The organism is Hymenobacter agri (assembly GCF_054778495.1).
This window is the reverse complement of record NZ_BAAGZM010000150.1, coordinates 1-8,121: the sequence shown is the minus strand read 5'-3', so window position 1 is coordinate 8,121 and position 8,121 is coordinate 1. Positions and strand designations below refer to the sequence as shown.

7 protein-coding genes are annotated in these 8,121 nt (G+C 62.4%); 3 read left to right on the top strand and 4 right to left on the bottom strand.

Going from position 1 to position 8,121, the window contains the following annotated elements; translation table 11 throughout:
* Window positions 1–200 precede the first annotated feature (200 nt).
* Window positions 201–1,544: a DUF5103 domain-containing protein gene (locus tag ACYVDE_RS09730; RefSeq protein WP_460501305.1), complete on the bottom strand. Its 1,344-nt coding sequence runs from the start codon at window positions 1,542–1,544 to the stop codon at window positions 201–203.
* 39 nt (window positions 1,545–1,583) lie between these two features.
* Window positions 1,584–2,165 carry a GNAT family N-acetyltransferase gene (locus tag ACYVDE_RS09725; RefSeq protein WP_460501304.1) on the bottom strand — a complete coding sequence of 194 codons (582 nt, stop codon included), beginning with the start codon at window positions 2,163–2,165 and terminating at the stop codon, window positions 1,584–1,586.
* A gap of 160 nt (window positions 2,166–2,325) precedes the next feature.
* On the opposite strand from ACYVDE_RS09725, the gene ACYVDE_RS09720 reads away from it, so the two are divergent.
* Complete coding sequence (locus ACYVDE_RS09720) at window positions 2,326–3,264, top strand: hypothetical protein (protein ID WP_460501302.1); 939 nt, start codon at window positions 2,326–2,328, stop codon at window positions 3,262–3,264.
* Between the two features lie 131 nt (window positions 3,265–3,395).
* Window positions 3,396–3,731 (top strand): hypothetical protein, encoded by a 336-nt coding sequence (locus tag ACYVDE_RS09715; RefSeq protein ID WP_460501301.1) that lies wholly within the window; start codon window positions 3,396–3,398, stop codon window positions 3,729–3,731.
* 113 nt (window positions 3,732–3,844) lie between these two features.
* Here ACYVDE_RS09715 and ACYVDE_RS09710 read toward each other — a convergent pair whose 3' ends face one another.
* Window positions 3,845–5,755, bottom strand: coding sequence for an ABC-F family ATP-binding cassette domain-containing protein (locus ACYVDE_RS09710; RefSeq protein WP_460501300.1), 1,911 nt, complete (start codon window positions 5,753–5,755; stop codon window positions 3,845–3,847).
* Window positions 5,756–5,925: 170 nt separating this feature from the next.
* Between ACYVDE_RS09710 and ACYVDE_RS09705 the strand changes: the two genes are divergently transcribed.
* Window positions 5,926–6,966 (top strand): gluconolaconase, encoded by a 1,041-nt coding sequence (locus tag ACYVDE_RS09705; RefSeq protein WP_460501299.1) that lies wholly within the window; start codon window positions 5,926–5,928, stop codon window positions 6,964–6,966.
* A gap of 93 nt (window positions 6,967–7,059) precedes the next feature.
* On the opposite strand, the gene ACYVDE_RS09700 is transcribed toward ACYVDE_RS09705, so the two are convergent.
* Window positions 7,060–8,121, bottom strand: a 1,062-nt coding sequence (locus ACYVDE_RS09700; protein WP_460501298.1) for a hypothetical protein, incomplete at its 5' end; no start/stop codon positions are given.

The window sequence follows — 8,121 nt, the reverse complement described above, 5'->3', positions numbered from 1 at the left end:
GCGGCTACGGCGGGGGCATGCGCGGTGGCTACGGTGGCGGCATGCGCGGCGGCCGGGGCGGCTACGGCGGTGGCTACGGCGCCGAAGGAATTTCGCTGAAAACCAGCGTGCAGCTTAGCGAAAAGTAGATTAGCGTAACAAGAGAAAAAAAAGCTGTCATCCTGAGCGCCGCTCAGGATGACAGCTTTTTTTGTGATACTCTACTGCCGCGAGTTCATATCGACTTGCTGATAGCCAATGAGCAGGTCGGCGCGGGTGCCGGGCGGGCGGTAGTACACCAGCAGGTCGTACTGGTTTTCGGTTTCGTAGTGCGAGCCCTCGAAGTAGGTTTCGTTGGGAGCGGTGCCGCGGGCGCCGGCCACGGCAAAGTCGTAGTTGTAGTAGCCCTGTTTCAGCAGTGCGTGGCCGGTATAAAGCTGCTTGGCCTCGTCGTAGGCCAGGCGAAACTCCTCCTTCAGTTGCCAGTCGCTGAGCGCGCCGAACACGTACACCGGGCCGGGCGCGGGCTGCGCGGCCTTCAGCTGGAAGGTGACGTCGACGTAGTCGGCATTGGTGGCGCCGTTGCCGTACTCGCGGCTCTCGAACACGCGCTGGCCGTTGGCATCGACGTACTGGTTGTAGGCCGTGCCATTGCGCGATACCTCGGGCTGCAGCAGGGCCGTGCTCACGGGCGCAGCGCGCGGGTCGATGTGCAGCACCCCAATGCCCACGCTTTGTATCGAGCGGGTATCGAAAAAGCGGTACTCGCTGAGGCCGGGGAAGGCATTTTCGAAGTTGAAATACTGGTATTCGAGGCGGCGCTCGGCGTCGCGCACGAAGGTGGGGCGCAGGTTGTAGCGGGCATTGTCCCAGCGGAAGTTCTGGCGCAGCACGGTTTTCACTTCCACGGCCGGGTTCACCAGCTCCACGCTGCCGTAGCTTACCGCAAAGTCGAGCTGCTGCAGCGTGAACCGCTCCTGGCCACCAATCACGATGCCGGGCTTGAGGCTCACATTCACGCGGTTCTCATACACCAGCAGGCGGCGCGAAAGCAGTGGCACGCCCGCCTGCGTTTGCACCACCCAGAGGTAGTTGCCGCTCAGGCGCACGTTGGGCGCGCGTAGCCGGTAATGGAAATAAGGCGCTTTGGTGCCGGTGCCAATGCGGTAGTCGGTGATGGTGAACTCGTTGATTTCCGTCAGAAACTGCATGTCCGTCAGCACCGAAGGTTGCCAGTCCACGTCGCAGTGAATGAGTTTGGCGGTGAGGCGCTGGCTCTGGTCGCCGAGCACGTCGAAGTCGAGCGTGAGGGCCGGGCTCTGCCCCAGCGGCACCACCGGGGGCTGAAACACCTCGTTGGGCTGGCCGGTGGCCACGTAGCATTGCACGCTGCGCACATCGGGCGAGTACACGTAATCCTGGTAGCGCAGGGTTTTGTCGGCGTAGTATTCGGGTGGGCGCTGAGTGCCGGGCGCGGCTGGCGTGGTGCTGGTGATGGGCGTGCCCAGTGGCACGCAGGCCGTGGCCAGCAGCAGGAGGGAGGAGGCGAAGGGAAGAAAACGCATGGCCCGAAAGGTACGCCGGCCACGCGCGGTGCGGCAACTTCAGGCCCGGCCGGTGGCCAGCTCGGCCCGGCGGGCCGGGCACAGCAGCGCGTAATATTCCGAGTCGATAAACTTACCATCCCAGTACCCGCTTTCCCGAAACAGGCCTTCCTGCACGAAGCCCGCCCGACGCAGCACCCGCGCCGAAGCCTCGTTCTGCGGGTCGATGACCCCTTCCACCGAGTGCAGGCGCAGCACGTCGAAACCGTAGGCCAGGGCGGCCGCCACGGCTTCCTGCATCAGGCCCTGGCCCTGGTGGGCCGGGTGCAGCAGGTAGCCAATCTCGGCCCGGTGGTTTTCGGGCTGCAGGCGGTAGAAGCCGATGGTGCCGATAACTTCATCCGACGCGCGCAGGGCCACGCCCCAGTTCAGCAGGTCCTGGCGCGCCATGCCCTCATTCACCGCCTCGATGAAGGCTTCGGTATCGGCCACCGACGTGTGCAGCGGGCGCGGGATGTACTGCATCACCAGCGGGTCGGCGCGCAGCACGAACAGGGCCGGCGCGTCGGCGGCGGTGAGTTGGCGCAGTGTCAGGCGCTCGGTGTGCAGGGTGGGGCTGGAGGTGAAGTTGAAGGTGAGCATGGGGCAGGAATGCGGCGCGGATGTTCCGGCGAAAAGCCGTTGCTGCTAAGGTACAAGTCGCTGCCCGGGCCGCCGACGTAACTTGCCCGACTTCTTCCATCGGGCACTCAGCCTTCTTTCTGCTCCTATGCTTCGTTTTTGGTTTCTGCCATTACTGGTCTTGCTCGCGCTGCCCGGGCTAGCCCAGCGGGTTCGCATCACCGGCACGGCCCGGGTGACGGGTAAGCCCAACTTCTGGGTACGGGTGTCGGTGAACGACACGGTGCGCAAATTCCAGCGCCAGCCGCTGAGCACCCATTTCGATATCGAGGCCTACCAACGGCTATTCACCGACACCCTGCTGTCGGTGAATGCCAGACAAAACCGGAAATTCAGCATCTGGGCGCGGCCCACCGATTCGCTTGTTTTCGAATGTCACCACGCCATTCGGCAAGCGTATCGGGTGGCCGATTTAGTGAAGCAGCCCGCCATCGACATCGTGCTGGAGCCCGAGCCCTGCGTGACGTACGTGCCCTGCCGCGACACCGTGCCCCGGCACTACGCCTTCATCGGCCAGAAAATCAGTGTCGATTACGCCAAGGAAATTTATTACTGCGACTATATTTCGATGGATTCCAAATTCCGGGCCCGCTACAAAGTGCTCAGTAACGTGTCCGGACGGCTGCCCGCTGATACCGTGGAGTTCACGGCTTACGACCATTACGGCCTACCGAAATTCAGCAAGCACCAAACCGTGCTGCTGTTTGTGAGCGAATACTGCCAGGAACTCATTCACCAGAAATACCAATACTTCGCGCTCTATAAAACCACCACCAACCGCTGGGCCGCTCCTTTCCCGGCGGCGCGCTTCGCTTCCCAGCCGGGGGCTTCCATTCTTAAGCCGCACCGGCTGAAATTCCGCGAGCCGGTCATTACCGACATCACCGGGGCCGACCCGGCCTGGGTGGCAACGTATTTTCCGCCGCCCTACTACCGCATCGAAAACAACCAAGCCATTGCCGAATACGGCAGCTACGTGGAGGAATTGATGGAACTAGAGAAATTGATGGAACTAGAGAAGCAAACCGTGCTCAAGGCGCGGGGCGTGGTGCTGAAGTAGTACCTGAGAATGTTGCGCTGGCGCATTGTTGCGCCAGCGGGCTACCTGGTTGTATGCATGGTGATTAGCACTATATTGCTGGCGTATTGTGCCAGCGTCGCTGGTTTTAATCTACCCTCAAACCAACCAATATGGAAGTTTCTACAACCGATACGCAGGCCACCGTTGACCAGGTGTACGACTACGCCGCCCAGCAGCTCGTGCACGGCCGAAAAAGCGGGGCCGAAGTCGAGCAGCTGTTGCAGGAGAAAGGCCTCGACGCCGAAAGCGCCGGCATCGTGGTCAGCAACCTGCAAGGCCAGATTAAGCAGGCCAGAAATGCGCAGGCCAAAAAAGACATGCTCCACGGCGCGCTGTGGTGCGTGGGCGGCACGGCCCTGACGCTGGCTCACATCGGCTTCATTTTCTGGGGCGCCATCATTTTCGGCGGCATCCAGTTTTTCAAAGGTGTTGCCAACCTGAAGTAGGGGCAGCGGCCACTCATAAGCGGCCCAGCGCCCTATACTTCCCCAAAAGCGAAAGCCTCTCCCACAGCACTGTGCTGCGGGAGAGGCTTTCGCTTTTGGGCGGCGGGCCGGAATTACACTTCGGCCAGCATTTCCCACCGGTCGTTCAGGCGGGCCAGCTCCTTTTTCACCTGCTCGAACTTCATCGTCGCGTCTTTCAGCTGCGCGGCGTTGTCGTAGATTTTGGGGTCGGCGAGCTGCTTCTCGTAGCCGGCCAGCTCTTTCTCGAGCACGTCGATTTTGGCTTCGACTTCGGCCAGCTCTTTCAGGGCTTTTTTCTGGTCGGGCGACGAGGTTTTGGCCGGCGCAGCGTCAGCTTTTTTCTCCTCTTTGGGCTGCGGCTTATTGGCCGAGGGCGAGGGCAGGCCAGCCTTCTTGGCGGCTTTTTCGCGGTCGTCCATCCACTGCTCCCACTCCACGTAGGTGCCAGGGTATTCCTTGAGCTGGAAATCCTCGATGTACCAGATTTTGGTGGCCACGTTCTCCACGAAGTAGCGGTCGTGGCTGATGACGATGAATGTGCCCTCGTACTGCTCCAGGGCCTGGATGAGGATGTTCACCGACACCATGTCCAGGTGGTTGGTCGGTTCGTCGAGTAGCAGGAAGTTGGCTTCCGAAATCAGGGTTTTGGCCAGGGCCACGCGGCTTTTCTCGCCCCCGCTCAGTACCTTGATTTTCTTGAACACCTCGTCGCCCGTGAACAGGAACGAGCCCAGCACCGAGCGCAGCTCCATGTCGTTGCGCTTCGAGCCGGCCTCGCTCATCTCCTGCAAAATCTCGTTGTCCACGTTCAGGCTTTCGAGCTGGTGCTGGGCGTAGAACGACATAATCACGTTGTGGCCCAGCTGGTGCTTGCCGGCGGTGGGCGCCTCGGTGCCGGCCACCAGGCGCATGAGCGTCGATTTGCCTTTGCCGTTGGCCCCAATCAGGGCAATTTTGTCGCCGCGCTCGATGTGCACGTGGGTGTCGCGGAAAATCAGCTTCTGGTCGTATTTCTTCGTCACGTGCTCCATGCGGAGAATGTGGCGGCCGGGCTCCGTCTTGAAGGTGAACTTCATGTTGATTTTGGCCGCATCCTGGGCCACGTCCTCAATGCGCTCCAGCTTGTCGAGCGCCTTCACGCGGCTCTGGGCCTGCTTGGCCTTGCTGGCCTTGGCCTTGAAGCGCTCGATGAACCGCTCGGCCTGCCGAATCTGGGCCTGCTGGTTCTCGTAGGCGCCTTTCTGGATGAGGTTGCGCTCCTCTTTTTCTTCGAGGTAGTAGCTGTAGTTGCCGGCGTAGGGCACCAGCTTGCCGCCGGTCACCTCCACGGTGGTGTTGGTGGTCTGGTCGAGGAAGGCGCGGTCGTGGCTCACGATGATGACGGCGCCTTCGTAGCCCGACAGGTAATTCTCAATCCACTTAATGGATGGCAAGTCCAGGTGGTTGGTCGGTTCGTCGAGCAGCAGCAGCGAGGGCTGTTGCAGCAGAATCTTGGCCAGCATCACGCGCATGCGCCAGCCCCCCGAGAAGGATTTGAGCGGGCGCTGCAACTCTTCGGTGGTGAAGCCCAGGCCTTCCAGAATTTCCTCGGCCTTGGCCTGCATGGTGTAGCCGCCCAGCGCCTCAAACCGCTCCTGCATGGCGGCCAGCTTCTCCACGAGGTCGTCGGAATAGTTCGTCTCGAACTCTTCCAGCACCGCGTCAATCTTCTTCTGCAGGTCCAGCGCCTCCTCGAAGGCCTGCATGGCCACGTGCAGAATGCTTTCGTGCGTGTCGTAGCTCAGCAAATCCTGGTTGAGGAAGCCCAGGGTTACCTCCTTGCTCATCGAGATGGAGCCGCCGTCGGCCCGATACTCGCCCACCAGCAGGCGCAGCAAGGTCGATTTGCCGGTGCCATTCAGGCCAATGAGGCCGATTTTGTCTTTGGGCTTGATGTGCAGGCTGGCGCCGTCGTACAGCGTGCGGGAGCCAAAGTGGAAGTCGAGGTCGGAAATGCTAATCATGGAGTCGCGGGGTATTCGGGTGCAAAGGTACGGCACGGGGTTGGGGCGGGGCCGATAATTCGCACGCGCCCACCGGTAAAATCCACCAAGCCGGCGGGCATGGGCATAACCACGGCCGTAGCCGGGGCGTACTGTTGGCCAGCTGCTTTCACCTTTTACCCCTTGCGCTGATGCCTATTGCCCCCCTTTTCCGCCTGAATAAGCCAACCCGCCGCGCCCTGCCGCTGGCCCTGCTGGTGCTGGTGGCCAGCTGCGACAAAGACGAAACCCCCGCCACGCCCGCTGCCGCCGCCCCCGACACGGTGGCCTTCACCCAGGCCAACCTCTACCCCGAAGGTGTGCAGTACGACGCCGCCGGCAGCCGCTTTCTGGTGAGCTCGCAAACCACCGGCGCCGTGGGCCAGGTGAAGGACGACGGCACCTACGCGGTATTCACCGACAACGCGGCCCTGGTCTCCAGCATCGGGATGAACCTCGATACCGACGGCGGCCGCGACCGCCTGCTGGTGGCCGTGTCGGACCCCGGCTACAACCCCGCCCGCACCAATGCCGCCACCACCAAAGGCAAGCTGGCCCGGCTAGTGGTCTTCAACCGCAGCAGCCCCCAAACCACGCCCACCGTGCTCGAGCTGGGCACCGTGGGCACGGCAGCCAGCTACCCCGCCCACTTCGCCAACGACATCGCCGTGGACAAGGACGGCAACGCCTATGTGACCGACAGCTTCGCGCCCATCATTTACCGCGTCACGCCCGGCGGCGTGGTGAGCGTGTTTGCCGAGAACGCGCAGTTTGCCGCCCCGGCCGGCGCCTTCGGCCTCAACGGCATCGTGTACCACCCCGACGGCTACCTGCTGGTGGCCAAGTCGAACACGGGTACGCTGTTCAAAATACCGCTGGCCACGCCGGCCACCATCTCCACCGTCGACGTGGGCAGCCAGAACCTGATGGCCGCCGACGGCCTGCGCCTCGCCGACAACAACACGCTGCAAGTGGTGTGCAACTCGCAGGCGAAAGTGTACCGCCTCGCCACCACCAACGGCTGGACGTCGGCCACCGTGTCGGGTACCTTCAACACGCCGCCGCAGTACCCCACCACCCTGGCCCGCCGCGCCAATTCCGACGGCTATGTACTCTATTCCAACCTGAACGCGCTGCAAGCCATGCAAACGCCGCCGGTGTCGGTGTTCACCATTGCGAAGGTGAAATTTTAGGGTTAACGGAGCAGCGCTGAACAGGAAAAAAGAACGTTATGCTGCGCCTCCGCTCAGCATGACGTTCTTTCTTTGCGTTTTAACACCCAATACCTACCGCGGCAGTGGCGCCTTGTCCTGCTGCTCGCTCAGCTTCTGGGCGATTTTCTGCGGCACACCCACGTTGTTGAACAGGCCGCTTACCACGCCCTGCCGCCAGAGGGCGAATACCGAGAAGCGCGGCTCGCGGGTGGTTTTCATCTCACCGCTCACCAGCTTGCCGCGCTTGCGCGGGTTCTGGCCGCGAATCACCAGCACGTTGGCGGCTTTGGAGATGATGCGCTTGAAGAAGGTTTTCTTCACTTCCTCGTCCTTGTAGCCGAGTAATTGCAGCTGCAGGCCGGTGTACTCGGTGGTCATGCTGCCGGTGGTGCCGCGGCGGTCCACCTGCATATCGAAGCGGATGCGCTGCACCTGCCCGCTCTTAAACTGCACCAGCTTGGTGGGCACCGTCATGGCATTGAGAATGTCGAACCGACCCGGGCCAAACGTGCCCCAGAGGCGGTGGCGGCCCCGCGGGTCGAGCACGTAGGCCGAAAGCTGGGCATCGAGGCGGCACTGGTCCTGCAAATAGGTGGTGGCGCGGCCGGTAAGCGGGTGCGCGGGCGTCTGCTTGCGGCGGTCGTTGCTCAGGTTGAAGAACGTGCCGTTGAAGCGCGTGATGCGCAGGCGGCCGGTGAGGGGCGTGAGCGGGCTGCGGTAGGTGGTGTAGAGGTTGCCGTTCACGAGGTCGAGGCGCGGCACATCGACGATGACCGGCAGGTTGCGCATCTCCTCGGGCGAGATTTTGGAGCGGTTGGGATTGATGGGGCCTCGCCCGTCGGAGGCGATGAGCACCCACGGGCTTTGTGCGGTGGCGCGCGCCATGCGGAAGTCGCCGTGCTTCACCAAGCCCGCAAAATCGAGCCCGGCCAGCGTCAGCGACTTCACTTTGATGGTGACGGCCGGGGCCTGGTAGCCTTTGTGCAGGTTCATGCCCACGGGCGAGTAGCGCGGCCGCAACAGCATGTCGCTGAAGCGCAGCAGGTGGGCGTCGGTGTCGAGGTGCACGCGCTGGCTGCTGGCCCGGTAAAACGGCCGGTCGAACGGGGCCGACAGCCGGCCGCTGTTCAGCAC